The organism is Paludibacterium paludis, assembly GCF_018802605.1.
Classification (GTDB): domain Bacteria; phylum Pseudomonadota; class Gammaproteobacteria; order Burkholderiales; family Chromobacteriaceae; genus Paludibacterium; species Paludibacterium paludis.
Window position 1 is genome coordinate 2,264,080 of sequence record NZ_CP069161.1, and the last position, 15,214, is coordinate 2,279,293.

Consider the following 15,214-nt stretch of genomic DNA (forward strand, 5'->3'; position numbering starts at 1 on the left):
GCGATGCCGGCTCGCCTTCTTATTATTCATGAAAAAAGCGAATTTGGATTGTACCAAATTCGCTTATTTCGCGGCAAAACGCAACCACGGGAAGTCCATGCCACCGGACTGGTTTTTATACCAATCCGCGACGCAGCAGCGTTTCCTCGAACTCGGTCATGCAGCGTTCGGCCACGCCGAGCATCTCGTCGATCTGGGCGCGCGTCATCACCAGAGGCGGCGAGGCGACCATGTGATCGGCGCAGGCGCGCATGATCAGGTTGTTGCGGAAGAAAATATCCCGGCAAATGAGCCCCGTTTCACCCCAGTTCGGGAACAGCGTCCGGGTCGCCTTGTCCTTGACCAGGGTGAAGGCCTGGATCAGGCCCACGCCACGCACGTCGTCGACATGGTCGAACTGCCCGAACACCTGGCGCCAGCGTTCCTGCATATAGGGCCCGGTATCGTGCCTGACCCGATCGATGATGCCCTCATCGCGCAGAGCCAGGATGTTGGCGCGCGCCACGGCCGCCGCGACGGGATGCCCCGAGTACGTGAAGCCGTGATTGAAATCGCCGCCAGCGGCCAACCCTTCGGCCACCTTTTCGTTCAGAAACACCGCCCCCATCGGCAGATAGCCCGATGTCAGCCCCTTGGCCGCCGTGAAGATATCCGGCCGGAACCCGAAGCGCTGCTGGCCGAACCACTCGCCAGTGCGACCGAAACCGCAGATCACCTCGTCGGCCACCAGCAGCACATCGTATTTGCGGCAAATCCGCTCGATTTCCGGCCAGTAGGTATCGGGCGGAATGATCACCCCGCCCGCGCCCTGAATCGGTTCGCCGACAAATGCCGCGACATTGTCCGGGCCGATTTCCAGGATTCGGTCCTCCAGCCAGCCGGCGGCCAGGAGCCCGAATTCGTCGCGGCTCATATCCTTGCCGAATTTGTACCACCACGGCTGCTCGATGTGCGCCATGTCCGGAATCGGCAACCCGCCTTGAGCGTGCATGTAATCCATCCCCCCCAGACTGGCCCCGCCCATGGTCGATCCGTGGTAGCCGTTCCAGCGGCCGATCAGGGTTTTTTTGGAGGGTTTGCCAGCGACATCCCAATAACGCCGCACCATGCGGATCATCGTGTCGACCGATTCGGAACCCGAGTTGGTATAAAACACATGATTGAAACCTTCCGGCGCGACCTTGGCCAGAAGCGCGGACAGCTCCACAACCGCCGGATGGGTCGTTTTGAAAAAAGTATTGTAGAACGGCAACTCATCCATCTGCCGCGATGCGGCCGCGGTCATGTCATGCCGGCCGTAGCCGATGTTGACACACCAGAGCCCGGCCATGCCGTCGATAATCTTGTTGCCATCCGAATCCCAAAGGTAAATGCCGTCGGCCCGGGTCATGACGCGGGCACCCTGCCGGTTCAAGGAATGCGCATCGCTGAAAGGGTGCACATGATGGGCGGCATCCAGGGCGCGCCATTCCGCTGTGGTACGCTGTTGACTCATACGTCTCTCCTCTTCGGGGTTTTCCGTTCACACGTGCAGCAACAGGAACTTGCGTTCCCACGGGCTGATCACGCGGAAGTATTCCGAAAACTCTTTCTCTTTCATGGCGACATACATTTTCACGAAGCGCGGCCCGAGAATATCGGCGATCTCGGTGCACTCCCCCAGCTTGAGCAGCGCCTCTTCGGTGCTGTGCGGAAACTGATAGGGCAATTCGTAGGCGTCCGTCTGTCGCGGTTCCGTGCAGGGAATACGGTTCACCATGCCCAGGTAGCCACACGCCAGCGTCGCCGCGAGCACGATATACGGATTGGCATCGACGCCGGCGACCCGGTTCTCGATGCGCCGCGCCTGCGGCGGGGAATGGGGAACGCGAAACCCCACCGTGCGGTTGTCGTAGCCCCACTCCACATTGGTCGGCGCCGCGGTGTAGCGCGACAGGCGGCGGAAGGAATTCACATAAGGGGCGAACAAGGGCATGGATTGCGGCAGATAGCGCTGCAGTCCGCCAATGAAGTGGAAAAAATGTTCGGACGGCGCGCCGTCCTCCAGCGAAAACACATTGTTTCCCGTCCGCTTGTCCACCACGCTCTGGTGAATGTGCATCGCGCTGCCGGGTTCGCTTTCCATGGGCTTGGCCATGAAGGTCGCGTACATGTTGTGGCGGAACGCCGCTTCGCGCACTGTGCGCTTGAACAGAAACACCTGATCGGCCAGCTCGATGGCATTGCCGTGCAGGAAATTGATTTCCATCTGAGCCGTGCCGACTTCGTGCACCAGCGTGTCCACCTCGAGATTCTGCGCGTGACAGTAGTCGTAGATATCCTCGAACAGGGGATCGAACTCGTTGACCGCGTCGATCGAATAGGAGCGGCGGCCGAATTCGGCGCGCCCGGTGCGGCCGACCGGAGGGGCGAGCGGCACATCCGGATCGGGGTTCGGCGAAATCAGGTAGAACTCCATTTCCGGCGCGACAACGGGCAGCCAGCCGCGCTCGTCGTACAGCGACAGGACGCGGCGCAGGACATTGCGCGGGGCGGTATCCACCGGCGTGCCGTCGGACCGGTAGCAATCGTAGATAAGCTGCGCGGTGGGGTCGCTCGCCCAGGGAACGAAACGCAGCGTGGAGGGGTCCGGATACAGCACCATGTCCGGATCGGTCAGATCAAGGTGGCTGTCGTCCGGATAGTCGCCGGCCACCGTCTGGATCAGCACGGCTTCCGGCAACCGCATCTCCGGGTCCTGGACGAACTTGTCCTTGGGCACGATCTTGCCGCGCGCAAGGCCGGTCATGTCGGGAAGGATGCACTCCACTTCAGTGATCCGCTGCTCGCGCAGCCAGTCGTTCACTTCTTGATTCATGCTCTGTTTCCTTTGTTGTCCCGGCTGCTAAAACAGCTCTTGGGTATGTGCGGGCGTCAGGCGCGCGCTCGCTGGCGGGCGCGACAGGCTTCTCCGAACGCCTTGAAAATGGCATGTGACACAGGATTTTCCCAATAACGCCACTCGGGATGCCACTGTACGGCATAGGCGAACCCCCGGGAGGAATCGAGCCGGAACGCCTCGATCAGGCCGTCCTCCGCCCGCGCCTCGGCGACCAGCCCCCGCCCCAGCCGCTTCACGCCCTGCTGATGCAAGGAGTTCACCGAGGCGTCAGTACGGCCCAGCCAGCCGGACAGCCAGCTGCCGTTCTCGAACACGATGCGATGAGCCGGACCATACACCACCTCGAGATCTTCCGAATCCGGCTCGCGATGATCCTGATGCCCCGGCAATTCCTGGACATGCTGATGCAGCTCTCCGCCCAGGGCCACGTTGATCTCCTGAAACCCCCTGCAGATACCGAGAACCGGGATGCCCCGCTCCAGCGCGGGTTCGATCAGGCGCAACGTGGTGCTGTCCCGAAGGGGGTCATGCAGCGTGCCGGGGCGGCTCGCGGCGCCCAGATAATGCCGGGGTTCGACATTGGACACCGAACCGGTCAGCATCAGACCGTCGACCATGGACAGCACCTGATCGACATCCAGCGTCTCGCCCAGAGCGGGAATCAGGAGGGGCAGACCGCCCGCGCCTCCGGCCGCCGCCGCGATGTATTTGTCGCCCGCCGCATGAAACGGCGCGTCGTCGACGGTTTTGATGTCGCAAGGAACACCGATGAAAGGAAGTCGCATGGCACTGGGCTCCCTGGTTCAACCGGCGGACCGGATCGCCTCGACCGGATCGATCCACGCATAACCGAGATCCTGCGCCACGGCCTGGTACGTCACGGCTCCGCGGCACACGTTCAGGCCGTTGCGCAGGTGCGCGTTGTCCAGCAGCGCGGTTTTCCAGCCTTTGTCGGCGATTTCCAGCGCATAGGGCAAGGTCGCGTTGGTCAGCGCCATGGTGGAGGTGCGCGCCACGCCGCCGGGCATGTTCGCGACACAGTAGTGGACGATGCCGTCCACTTCGTAGATCGGCTCCTGGTGGGTGGTGGGGCGGCTGGTTTCGAAGCATCCGCCCTGATCGATGGCCACATCGACGAGCACGGCGCCGGTTTTCATGTGCTTGAGCATGGCGCGGGTAACCAGCTTGGGCGCGGCCGCGCCGGGAATCAGCACGGCGCCGACCACCAGATCGGCCTCGCGGATCATGTCGTCGATGTTCGCGGCATTGGACATCAGGGTCTTGATCTGCCCGCCGAACACCATGTCGATTTCCTTAAGACGCGGCAAGGAACGGTCAAGCAACGTGACATCGGCGCCCAGTCCCATCGCCATGCGCGCCGCGTTGAGGCCCACCACGCCGGCGCCGATCACCACCACGCGCGCGGGGGCCACGCCCGGCACCCCGCCGAGCAGCACGCCGCGCCCGCCCTGGGCCTTTTCCAGGGCATGGGCGCCGGCCTGGATCGCCATCCGGCCGGCGACTTCCGACATCGGAGCAAGAAGCGGCAGGCCGCCTCGCTCGTCCGTGACGGTTTCATAGGCGATGGCGATCGCGTCGGACTCGACAAGCAACCGGGTTTGCTCGGGGTCGGGGGCGAGGTGCAGATACGTGAACAACAGCTGGCCGGGGCGCAGCATCCGGCATTCGATCGGCTGAGGTTCCTTGACCTTGATGATCATTTCGCTCTTTTCGAACACCTCCTCCGCGCGGGAGGCGATAGCGGCTCCGGCCTGGATGTAGTGCTCGTCGGCAAAACCGATGGACAAACCCGCTTGGGTTTGCACCAGAACCTTGTGACCGTGGGCGATCAGCTCCCGGACTCCGGAGGGAGTGAGGCCCACACGATACTCGTGATTCTTGATTTCCTTGGGTACGCCGATATACATGCTTGTCTCTCCTCAGAAACAGCGACACGAAAACATGCGTTGCTATCGTTTAAAAAAATCTACACTCGACCGGTGCTTGCGAACGATTTTGACGATAAAATTCCCGGCATGCAAAGAGAATCCATTTTGCATCGCAGCAAGCTGAGCCTGCCCTCTGGCGGGTTCATTCTGCTCTCGTCTAATATTATTAACATGACTCTCGGGGAAACAAGCTGATCATGGATGTTGGAGCACGGTTGAGAATGGTTCGCGAGCGGTTCGGATTCTCGCAAAGGGAACTGGCCAAGCGAGCCGGCGTCACCAATGGAACCATTTCCCTCATCGAACAGAACCGGGTGAGCCCGTCGGTCAGCTCCCTGAAAAAAGTGCTCGAAGGCTTGCCGATCACCCTTGCCGAGTTTTTTACGTTCGACGCCGAGCCCCAGCCCGCCCGGGTCTTTTACCAGGCCGACGAGCTGCCCAATCTGGGTAACGACACGATGAAACTGCTGCTGATCGGCACTGCACACGAAAAGCGCGATATCGCCATTCTCAAAGAGTGGTACGCCCCCGGCGCGGACACCGGTCCGGACATGCTGACCCACGAGGGGCAGGAAGGCGGCGTCGTTATCCGCGGACAGGTCGAAGTGACCGTCGACCAGGAGACCCGCACCCTCGGCCCCGGCGACGCCTACTACTTCGACAGTCGGCTGCCCCACCGTTTTCGCAACACCGGCAACGAACCTTGCGAAGTCGTCAGCGCGAGTTCACCGCCAACTTTCTGATTCACGGCATTCTGTTGTCAGGACACACCGGCACGCACCACACCAACAAGAGGAGAACGTCATGGCCGATCAACGACCGGACTGGAAGCAACGTGCAGCTCGACTGACCCTGGAAACCCGCGCCTTCATCGACGGTCGCTACGTCGAAACCGGCGCCGTCTTCGATTGCGTCAATCCCGCGACCGGAGCGCGCCTTGGCCGAATCGCCGAATGCGGTCTGCCGGAGGTGGATGCCGCCGTCGCCGCGGCGCGGCGCGCTTTCGACCATGGCGAGTGGCCGCACATGGCGCCGCGCGAACGCGCCGGCATTCTCAAGCGCTTCGCCGCGCTGATCCGCGAGCACAACGACGAACTCGCGCTGCTCGAGACGCTGGACATGGGCAAACCGATCGGCGACTCGACCACGATCGACGCTCCCGGAGCGGCGTATTGCGTCGACTGGTACGCGGAGGCGATCGACAAAGTGCCCGGCGAAGTCGCGCCCGTCGATCCGAAACTTGTCGGGCTGGTCACGCGCGAACCGATCGGCGTGGTCGGCGCGATCGTGCCATGGAATTTCCCCTTGCTGATGGCCAGCTGGAAATTCGCGCCGGCGCTGGCGGCCGGCAACACGGTCATCGTCAAGCCATCGGAAAAATCCCCCCTGAGCGCGATCCGGCTCGCGGCCCTCGCCCGCGAGGCCGGCATTCCCGATGGCGTATTCCAGGTGCTGCCTGGCGGCGGCGCCACCGGCAAGGCGCTGGCGCTGCACCATGACGTGGATTGCATCGCCTTCACCGGTTCGACCCAGGTCGGCAAGCTGATTGCCGGCTACGCCGCGCAAAGCAACCTCAAGCGGACCTGGCTGGAGCTTGGCGGCAAGTCGCCGAATATCGTTCTGCCGGACTGCCCCGACCTGAAAAAGGCGGCCCGTTCGGCGGCCGCGGCGATTTTCTTCAACATGGGAGAAATGTGCACCGCCGGCTCCCGCCTGCTGGTGCACCGCGATATCCGTGACGTCTTCCTCGCCGAACTGCAAGAAGCCGCCCGGCAGTGGGCGCCGGGCGATCCGCTCGACCCGGCCACCCGCATGGGCGCCATCGTCGACGGGGTCCAGTTCGACAAGGTCATGGCCTACATAGGCTTGGCGGGACAGGACGGCACCCGCCTCCTTGCAGGCGGCAAGGCAGCCCTGCCCGACAGCGGCGGCTGGTTCATCGAGCCGACGATCATCGACTGCCCAGATCCGGCCGCCCGTCTCTGCCGCGAGGAAATATTCGGACCGGTGCTGTCCGTGCTGACTTTCGACACCCCGGATGATGCGATCCGGATCGCCAATGACACGGAGTACGGGCTTGCCGCCGCGGTGTGGACGTCGGACCTCGCCACCGCCCACCGGATGGCGCGACGCCTGCGCGCCGGCACCGTCTGGGTCAACTGCTACGACGAGGGCGGCGACATGAACTTCCCGTTCGGAGGCTTCAAGCAGTCCGGCAACGGGCGGGACAAATCGCTGCACGCGCTGGAGAAATACACGGAACTCAAGAGCACCCTGATCCGGCTATGAGTCGTGCCCCCGCCGTCACAAAAGACTGGCGGGGGCTTTTAACGGCGCGGGCGAACTTCCCACGCCAGCCCCGAGCTCACGGCGTCACGGTTTGACGATGCCCATCTGCTTGAGCAGGGTCAGATTGTCTTCCAGGTGCCAATTGTCGGTGATGCGTCCATCCGCCACGCGGTAAATATCCGTGGCAATGAAATCGATCGCCCGGCCATCGCCCGCCACCCCGTTGAATGTCCCGCTAAAATGACCGCGGAACCGCAATCTGCCGACCACCCGGTCCCCGACCAACAGCATCTCCTCCACATCGACCGCGAGATCGGGCACGGCGGTCCGGAAGATTTTCGAGGCGAACAGGGGCCCTTCCACGCCTTGCGGGCGCCCTTCGGGCAAGGCCCGGTCCATGAAGTTCGCCGACAGCGCCTCTTTGGCGAAACGCGACTCTCCAGTGTGCCAGAAGGCGTAGTAGCGCTGCGCCGCCAGCATCATCGACGCGCGCCTGGCCGCGGGGATGGAGCGATCGATCACCAGGGATTTGGGCTGCGGCAATATATCACCGGCCCCGGCGGGCGCGGCAAGGATCACTGCGATCAATGACAAAAGGGGTACAACTCGCGAAAAAGCGACCATGACGACTCCTCGAAAAGTATCGGATCACTACCCCGCGGCACAGGCCGGGGGCTCTGCGAAGGATTGTCGTATGTTCCATACCAAGCGAGAATACCGAAAAAAACACAAGCATCTTTTCCAAAAAGGCAAAGATATGCGTAACCGAAAGGATTTTCGATGATCGACCTGGCCGACATGCGCCTTTTCGTACGGGCCATTGCGGCGGGCAGCCTGTCCGCAGCAGGGCGGGAGCTGGGAATGTCCCCCGCCGTTTGCAGCAAGCGGCTCACCCGCCTTGAAACCGGGCTTGGCGTGCGGCTGGTGCAACGTTCTTCGCGCAATCTGGCCTTGACGGAAGAAGGTGCGCTCTATTTCGAGCGCTGCCAGGCGATTCTCGCCGACGTGGAGGATGCGGAAGCGGCAATCACCCATGCTCCGGAGCATGTGCGGGGTGTATTGAAGGTGAGCTCGGCCATCGCGCTGGGTCGGCGCTGGGTCGGACCGGCGGCGGCGCGGCTCGCGGCCCGGCATCCGGCATTGAGCGTGCAACTGTCCCTGTCCGACGCGGTGGAGAACCTGATTGAAAGCGGCTTCGATTGTGCCGTGAGGATAGGCGCGGCGGAAGACTCCAGCCTGATCGCGCGCACACTGGCCAGCAACCGGCGCGTGATCTGCGCCACCCCCGGATATCTGGCGCGCAACGGGACGCCAGGACACCCGGATGATTTGGCCGGGCATGACTGCATCGTTATCAACCGCGCGTCCTCGCCTTATGTCGATTGGCGTTTCACCCACGGTAACGCCACGCACTCGCAGCGGATCAGAGGGCGTTTTGTCACGAATAACGGCGAACAGGCGCACGACTGGGCAATGGCGGGCATGGGGCTCGTGCGCCGCTCGATCTGGGACGTCAGCGCGGAACTGGCCGACGGGCGGCTTGTCGAGGTGTTGCCGGAGTGGGCGTCGCCCGCCGCGCCGATTCAGGTCGTCTATCCGAGCAGGCGGTTCCTGCCCGCGCGCACGCTCCTGTTCATCGACACCCTCGCGGCCATCTTCGGCGAGGCGGAGCAACCCAGCCCTCCCGTGCGATGACGGAACGCGCGACCCCGCGGTCAACCCAGGCCAAAGTACGAGCGCAGCGTGCCGAGCAGGTCCGCTGGCGGCGCGGCGGCCGGGGTGGCCGGCAGGTTCTCCCATAACCGCTGCTGCTCCTTGAGCCTAAGCTGCAAGGCCTCCGACAGCAGACCGACCAGTTCTTCGCGCTTCAGGAAAATTTCCTGGAACAGCTCGCGGCCCACCCGGTAGCACTCCACATCCTGGCACGCCTTCACCGAATACAGGCTGGGCTCTCCGGTCAGGAGCCCCATTTCCCCGAAAAACTCCCCTTGGCCCAGCCGGCCCAGCGACATGCCTTCGCCATCGGGTGTGGCGACCCGCATTTCGGCCTCACCGGACATGACGATGAATAGCCATTGCGATACCTCGCCCTGCTCCAGCATGGTATCGCCGGCTACGAACGGCGTGAATTTCAAACTATCGGCAAGAATCAGCAGGTCCTCCTCGCCCAGCATGCCGAACAGACTCAAACGCTGCAGGTGCTGAACCCGCTCTTTGGTATGGCGCTTGTGCCTGGCATGAATCTGCTCTTTTTCCTTGGTCATCAGCACATTGAAAATCGGCGGAGTCAGGCGCCGCTCGTTGCGCCGCAAGGTCGCATCGATCAGGTTGCGGATCGCCGAATCGGTGGGATCGTCTTCCTGCAAGTCGGTCAGCCAGTAGCGCACGGCGAAACGGGCCACGCCATGTTCGACATCCATCAGGATGCAGTTGGGTTTAGGTTCCTTGGACACATTCGGAATACGCGTTTCGGCGAGCGACTTGTTGACCATGGCGATGATCTGCGACGGCAAGGTCTCCAGGGTCAGATCGAACCAGACCCAGCGACGCCATTGCAACGGTGCGTGCTTGCGCTTGCCAAGAACCGTGAAGCGGTTCTTCAGCAGTTGGCTATTGGGAATCACCACGGTTTCCCAGTTGCGCGTTTCAAGGCTGGTGGCGCGCCAATTGATCTCGGACACACGCCCGGCCACTCCGTCCAGCGCGATCCAGTCGCCGACCCGGATCGAGTTGTCCAGCTGGATGGCGATGCCGGCCAGCAGGTTGCCCAGCGTATCCTGCAGGGCGAAGGCGATGACCGCGGTCAGCACGGCGGACGTGGTGACGATCTCGCCCACCGCCATTCCCGCCATGTGCAAGCGGATCGCTCCCCAGACCAGATAGGCGATCGATACCGCGATATCGGCAACGATCGCGGGCGGCTTGATGCGGGCCAGGGGCAGCAGCAGTTTAAAGACAATCAGGCCCCACACCCGGATGAACAGAAGTCCGATGCCGATATCCACGGCGCCAGACAGAAACGCGGCCGAATCGGCCAGAGGCAGAATGTCGGGGTAAAACAGCTGAACCATGCCGGCAAGCAGGAGCAATCCCGCCAGGATGATGGACGAATGAATCGATTCGCGGTGATCCGGCCTGCGCAGATAGACCAGCAAGAGCAAAAGAATCGTGACAAGCAGCCAGGGCAGATGCGCTTGAAACCAGCCGAACGAATTGGGCTGCGTCATGATGCGGCGTCCTGTTTTACCTTTTTTTATCAGCATAGCCCATCGCGTGGGCGTTTGATGTCAGATGTAATAAATGCGCATCCGGGGCGGTTCTCCCACGTCCGACGCTTGCCTGTGCCAAGTCTCCGGGTAAAGAAGAAGGCGGATCCGATCTGTCCGGCACAACACCGATACCGGGCGGCGCAGCGCGCCCTTATCGTGACAGGCAGACAATGACACTCATGAGGCTACCAGATGATATCGACCCGAACACGGTTTGCCGGTCTTGCCACATTGCTGGCGCTGGGCGGCGCAGCGGCGGACGTCGGCGATACGCCGTCACGGCAGCGCCGCGCGCTTGTCCATTCGTCCCAGGCGCTTTGGCCCAACGGTGTCATTCCCTATGAGTATGCCGAGGACTATCCCGAAGAAGGACGCCGTCAGTTCGAAAGCGCGGCGGAAGCCTACCGGCGGCAGACCGGCATCCTGTTTTTGCCGCGCCAGGGCGAGTCGCATCGGCTGGTGCTCAGGCCGCACGACACACTGTGCGGCACCGGCGCCGGGAAAAGCCCTTACCCCATCGAGATTTTCAGCATGTCGCGCAGCTGCGCCGCTTCACTGTTCTACAATCTGCATGAAATGGGCCACGCCGCAGGATTGCTGCACGAGCATCAGCGCAGCGACCGGGACCGGTACGTTACGCTTGGCGAAAGCAACTGGCTGAGGCACACCTACAACTCCGCCAGGAAGCTCACGGAATATGACCGGGACTCCGTGATGCAGTACCCCCCGCCCCTGGTCCACAGCCGCGATCCGGCTCACCCCATCCATTCGCAGGGCGAACCGCATCAACTGTCCGCCCTCGATGTGGTCGGACTGGCCAAACTCTATCCGGAAAGCGCGAAACGCGTCACCGACCGCAATGACGCATTCGCGGCCGGCGGCGGTCGCATTGTGTCGCTGGAGGGCGACCAGTGCCTGAGCCGTTATCCCGGCGGCCGGGTGGAATTGACGGTCTGTCAGCCGAATCACCCGGCTCAGGCTTGGCGTTTCGGCCCGACCGGGGAGATCGTCAACGCCATGCCCCCGGCGCTCTGCCTCGCCGTCGTCACCGGAGGGCGCCCCGGCCGCGCGTTGCTGCAGCCTTGCACGGGCTCGTATCACCAACGCTGGGCATGGAAGGACGACCGCCTGCACTTGGCCGAATCCAGCACACCGATGGCGCTCAGGCGGTTCCACGACGGGACGGTGGGTCTCGATCGCCCGACCCGGGACAACGGCGCGCTGAAAACCGACCGGGCTTTCCTCTGGCTGCTGTCGCCAAAGGGAACGCGCTGATTACGGCCTCAGTGCTCGACGGGCCGGGCGAACGGATCCCAGACAATGCTGGTGAGCGTCACCCCGGCCACGCAGGCGATGAAGCCCAGCACGTGATATGCCATCAGCGATTCGCCAAGGAAGGTGATGGAGAGGAAACTCGAAAAGGCCGGCATCAGGTTGTCGAAGCTTCCCGCGGTCTGGGAGCCCAGTTTATTCACGCCGATATTGTAAAGCGTGTAGGCGACCACCGAGGGGAAAATGCCGAGGTAGAGCACCGCCATCCATGAGGCGGTCGGCCAGCTGCCGGGCATCGCCGCACCCGGCTCTGCGATCATCGCCATCGGCAGCAGGAGAAGTCCGCCAAGAATCATCTGCACCAGCATGGACAAGGTGGTGGTGACTTTTTTGGGCATGGCATCGAGCGACAGCGTATACACGGCCCAGCAGACGCTGGATGCCAGCAGCCAAAGCTCGCCGCGCCCGAGTTCGAATCCGGCAAGGCGCGCCATGTCGCCTTCAACCGCGATATACAGGGCGCCGAACATCGACACGGCCACGCCCAGCACCTGGTTCCAGCTCATTCGGCGCCGCTGGAAAACCGCGGCGATCAGCAGGATCCATGCCGGGGTCGGCGTTTGCAGGGCCGCGGCGCTCGTCGCGCTGGCGGTCGCCACGCCAAGATAAATGCATGCCGACGTTCCGACGATGCCGATACCCGCCTGGACAAGATAGTGCCAGCGCAAGCTCCACAGCACGCGGCGTTGCCGCCACAATTGACGGCCAAGAACAGGGAGAAGAACACCGGCGCCGATGACCCAACGCCAGAAGGCCAGCCACATCGGAGGCAGGTCGGCTCGGAAACCGCGGGCGATCACGACATTGCTGGCCCAGAACAGCATGGCCAGGGAGAGGCAGGCGATTGGCCAGAGAAGGCCGCGTGCAGAGAGTTTCACACAAACATTTCAGTAACCGGATGATGCCAGTCTAGATCCGCCGCCGCGCGCCGGATTTGACGCACGACAAGCGGATACAATCTACATAAGATTTTTCTAATTTTCCAAACAGAAAAACAACAGGCGAATCGAGCGGCAGCAAAACGAGAGGCACGCGCCGGCCAGGGCGCGCGCCGGATCAGTCGCGGAAGTTGTTGAACTGCAGAGGAAAATCCTGGACTTCCTTGCGCATCAGCGCGATGCATTCTTGCAGCACATCGCGCTTGGCGCCGGAAACACGCACTGCATCGCCCTGGATGCTGGCCTGAACCTTCAGTTTGGAATCCTTGATCAGGCGAACGATTTTCTTGGCCAGTTCGCCCTCGATGCCTTCACGCACCGTAATGGTCTGCTTGACCTTGTTGCCGCTGACCTTTTCCAGCTTGCCATATTCCAGGCAGCGGATATCGACGCCGCGCTTGGACAGCTTGCCGATCAGGATATCCTTGACCTGGTCGAGCTGGAATTCGGCGTCCGCGTGGGCGGTAAGCACTTTCTCCGCGGCTTCGACGCGTGCGTCGCTGCCCTTGAAATCGTAACGCGTACCGATTTCCTTGGAGGCCTGGTCGACGGCGTTGCGCACTTCGACGATATTCACTTCGGAGACGATATCAAAAGACGGCATAAGTAATTTATTCCTTACTTTTATGGTGCTTCGGGATTGTAGTGCCCTTGCCGATCATTGTCACCCGCCCGCGCCGCACTTGCCCGCGAATGGAAATTCGGGAATCATCGGCAGTCCGTTCATCACCACCCCCGAGCCACCGCATGATACCCGCCCCCGACCACCTGGCCGCCTTCATGGCCGCAGCCCTCGTCATCACCCTGTCCCCCGGCCCCGACAATCTGATGGTACTGAGCCTGGGAATCGCTCGCGGCCGCCGCGAAGGCATGATGTTCGGTCTGGGTTGCGCGCTGGGCTGCCTCAACCATACTCTGCTCGCGGCGCTGGGCATCAGCGCCCTTATCGCGGCCTCGCCGGTCGCCTTCACTCTGCTCAAGTTCGCCGGAGGCGTCTACCTTGTGCATATGGGCTGGCAAGCCATCCGCAGCTCAGGCTCGGCGTTCCGCGCCAACGCGCCGAACGAGGCCGAACGGGTTTCGTCGTGGAGCTATTTCCGCCGGGGGCTGATCGCCAACGCCATCAATCCCAAGGTCGTCTTGTTCTTCCTGGCGTTCCTGCCGCAATTCGTCGACACGTCGCTCGGCCACGCCGGCTGGCAAATCGCCCTCTACGGCACGCTATTCACCCTGCAAGGCGCGCTGCTGTTCGGCGCGCTCGGCTATTTCGCCGGCCACATCGGGCGCTGGATGTCACGCAGCCCTTCAGCGTCGAAATGGCTGGACCGCATGGCCGGCGGTGTTTTCATCGCCCTGGGCGTGCGCTTGCTGTTTGCCCCGACCCGTTAAGCCTCCGGTTGCCGACCCACACGGGCAAATCGCTCGCCGGCATCGGCTGGGCGAACAAAAACCCCTGCCCGACCTCGCAACCGTGCGCCTTGAGCGCCTCGAGGTCGGCGGCGGTCTCGACCCCTTCCGCCACCGAAGTCAGCGACAATTGCCGGGCCAATTGCACAACCCCGTCGAAAATCGCCGCCAAGTGAGGCTTCTGGGCAATCGCCGTCACCAGCGATTTGTCCACCTTCAGTTCCGTGAACGGGAAGCGCCTCAATTGTTGAACGGTAGCGAAACCCGTGCCGAAATCGTCGATGGACAGGCCGAAACCGGCGAGTCTCAAGCGCGCCGTGATCGCCATGGCATCGGTGACGGTATCGGCCACCGCTGTCTCGGTGATTTCGAACAGGATCGCGGCCGGAGGCACGCCGGCCTCCCGCACCCTCCTCTCGATTTCACCGACCAGACGGTTGCCGGTCAGGGAACGGGGCGAGATATTGACCGACATCACAAGATCAATGCCTTTGGCATGCCAGATTTTCCAGGCCGCCAACGCCTGATCCAGCATCGCCATGGTCAATTCGGTGCCCCAGCCCTGAGCCTCCAGAACCGGCACGAAACGGTCCGGACCCACGACATTCCCCCCTGCGTCGAACATGCGCGCCAAGACCTCGCAACCTTTCACCGCGCTGTCCCTCAGATCGACTTTCGGCTGAAAATATGCCACCACGCGCCCCTGATCAAGCGCATCGCGCACTTCCCGCGCCGACACCATGTCCGGATGCGGGCTTACCCTGCGGCAGCGCGCCAGCAAGTCGGCCAGATCGGGCGCGGTGACCGGCTTGCTCAGCGCGCCCAGCACCGGCAAGCCCAATTCGCGCCCCATCAGCTCGACGGTATTGAGCAGGCGCAAATCCTTCGCCGAGGTCACCACCAGCGGAATCGCCAGCGCCTCGCGCGCCATGGCCTGCAGCACTTCCACCCCGTCCATGACCGGCATTTCCAAGTCAAGCAGGATCAAGTCGGGCTTTACCGCGCGCGCGCGCTCCAGACCTTCGAGTCCGTTTTCCGCGGCGTACACCGTCTCGATGCCGACCTCGCGGCAGACCATGTCCTCAAGCATCGACTGGGAGCGGCTGTCATCGACAATCAACGCCGAACGGAACTGAGAAATAATCATTA

General features: G+C 62.6%; 14 protein-coding genes. 5 read left to right on the plus strand and 9 right to left on the minus strand.

The genetic code is table 11. The annotated features are described in order from the left end of the window. Positions 1-115: 115 nt before the first annotated feature. Genes JNO50_RS10210 through ald form a run of 4 tightly spaced genes read right to left on the minus strand, consistent with a single transcriptional unit; the run spans position 116 to position 4,809 of the window. The gene (locus JNO50_RS10210; protein ID WP_189532963.1) at positions 116-1,495 is read right to left on the minus strand and encodes an aspartate aminotransferase family protein; all 1,380 of its coding nucleotides are present in this window, start codon (positions 1,493-1,495) and stop codon (positions 116-118) included. A 27-nt stretch (positions 1,496-1,522) separates the two neighbouring features. Then, on the minus strand, positions 1,523-2,857 hold the full coding sequence (locus tag JNO50_RS10215; RefSeq protein WP_189532965.1) for a glutamine synthetase family protein: 1,335 nt from the start codon (positions 2,855-2,857) through the stop codon (positions 1,523-1,525). 56 nt (positions 2,858-2,913) lie between these two features. After that, positions 2,914-3,666, minus strand: coding sequence for a gamma-glutamyl-gamma-aminobutyrate hydrolase family protein (locus tag JNO50_RS10220; protein ID WP_189532967.1), 753 nt, complete (start codon positions 3,664-3,666; stop codon positions 2,914-2,916). Between the two features lie 18 nt (positions 3,667-3,684). Then, positions 3,685-4,809 carry an alanine dehydrogenase gene (gene ald, locus JNO50_RS10225; protein WP_189532970.1) on the minus strand — a complete coding sequence of 375 codons (1,125 nt, stop codon included), beginning with the start codon at positions 4,807-4,809 and terminating at the stop codon, positions 3,685-3,687. A gap of 218 nt (positions 4,810-5,027) precedes the next feature. Between ald and JNO50_RS10230 the strand changes: the two genes are divergently transcribed. Further along, a complete protein-coding gene (locus JNO50_RS10230) occupies positions 5,028-5,573 on the plus strand; it encodes a cupin domain-containing protein (RefSeq protein ID WP_189532971.1) in 546 nt (181 codons plus the stop codon). Between the two features lie 61 nt (positions 5,574-5,634). After that, a complete protein-coding gene (locus tag JNO50_RS10235; RefSeq protein ID WP_189532973.1) occupies positions 5,635-7,119 on the plus strand; it encodes an aldehyde dehydrogenase in 1,485 nt (494 codons plus the stop codon). Between the two features lie 84 nt (positions 7,120-7,203). Here the strand turns inward: JNO50_RS10235 and JNO50_RS10240 are convergent, their stop codons facing one another. After that, complete coding sequence (locus JNO50_RS10240) at positions 7,204-7,713, minus strand: ester cyclase (protein WP_229804583.1); 510 nt, start codon at positions 7,711-7,713, stop codon at positions 7,204-7,206. Positions 7,714-7,899: 186 nt separating this feature from the next. Between JNO50_RS10240 and JNO50_RS10245 the strand changes: the two genes are divergently transcribed. Further along, complete coding sequence (locus JNO50_RS10245) at positions 7,900-8,814, plus strand: LysR family transcriptional regulator (RefSeq protein ID WP_189532977.1); 915 nt, start codon at positions 7,900-7,902, stop codon at positions 8,812-8,814. Between the two features lie 20 nt (positions 8,815-8,834). On the opposite strand, the gene JNO50_RS10250 is transcribed toward JNO50_RS10245, so the two are convergent. Further along, entirely contained in the window at positions 8,835-10,346 is a 1,512-nt protein-coding gene (locus JNO50_RS10250) for a mechanosensitive ion channel family protein (RefSeq protein WP_189532979.1), read from the minus strand. Positions 10,347-10,580: 234 nt separating this feature from the next. Between JNO50_RS10250 and JNO50_RS10255 the strand changes: the two genes are divergently transcribed. Then, positions 10,581-11,663, plus strand: coding sequence for a M12 family metallopeptidase (locus JNO50_RS10255; protein WP_189532981.1), 1,083 nt, complete (start codon positions 10,581-10,583; stop codon positions 11,661-11,663). A gap of 8 nt (positions 11,664-11,671) precedes the next feature. Here the strand turns inward: JNO50_RS10255 and JNO50_RS10260 are convergent, their stop codons facing one another. Then, on the minus strand, positions 11,672-12,598 hold the full coding sequence (locus JNO50_RS10260; protein ID WP_189532983.1) for a DMT family transporter: 927 nt from the start codon (positions 12,596-12,598) through the stop codon (positions 11,672-11,674). A gap of 178 nt (positions 12,599-12,776) precedes the next feature. Further along, positions 12,777-13,262, minus strand: coding sequence for a YajQ family cyclic di-GMP-binding protein (locus JNO50_RS10265; RefSeq protein WP_189532985.1), 486 nt, complete (start codon positions 13,260-13,262; stop codon positions 12,777-12,779). A 143-nt stretch (positions 13,263-13,405) separates the two neighbouring features. Between JNO50_RS10265 and JNO50_RS10270 the strand changes: the two genes are divergently transcribed. After that, a complete protein-coding gene (locus JNO50_RS10270) occupies positions 13,406-14,047 on the plus strand; it encodes a LysE family translocator (RefSeq protein WP_189532987.1) in 642 nt (213 codons plus the stop codon). Here the strand turns inward: JNO50_RS10270 and JNO50_RS10275 are convergent. Beyond that, positions 14,004-15,212, minus strand: a complete 1,209-nt coding sequence (locus JNO50_RS10275) for an EAL domain-containing response regulator (RefSeq protein WP_189532989.1) — start codon at positions 15,210-15,212, stop codon at positions 14,004-14,006. The genes JNO50_RS10270 and JNO50_RS10275 overlap by 44 nt on opposite strands. Positions 15,213-15,214 lie beyond the last annotated feature (2 nt).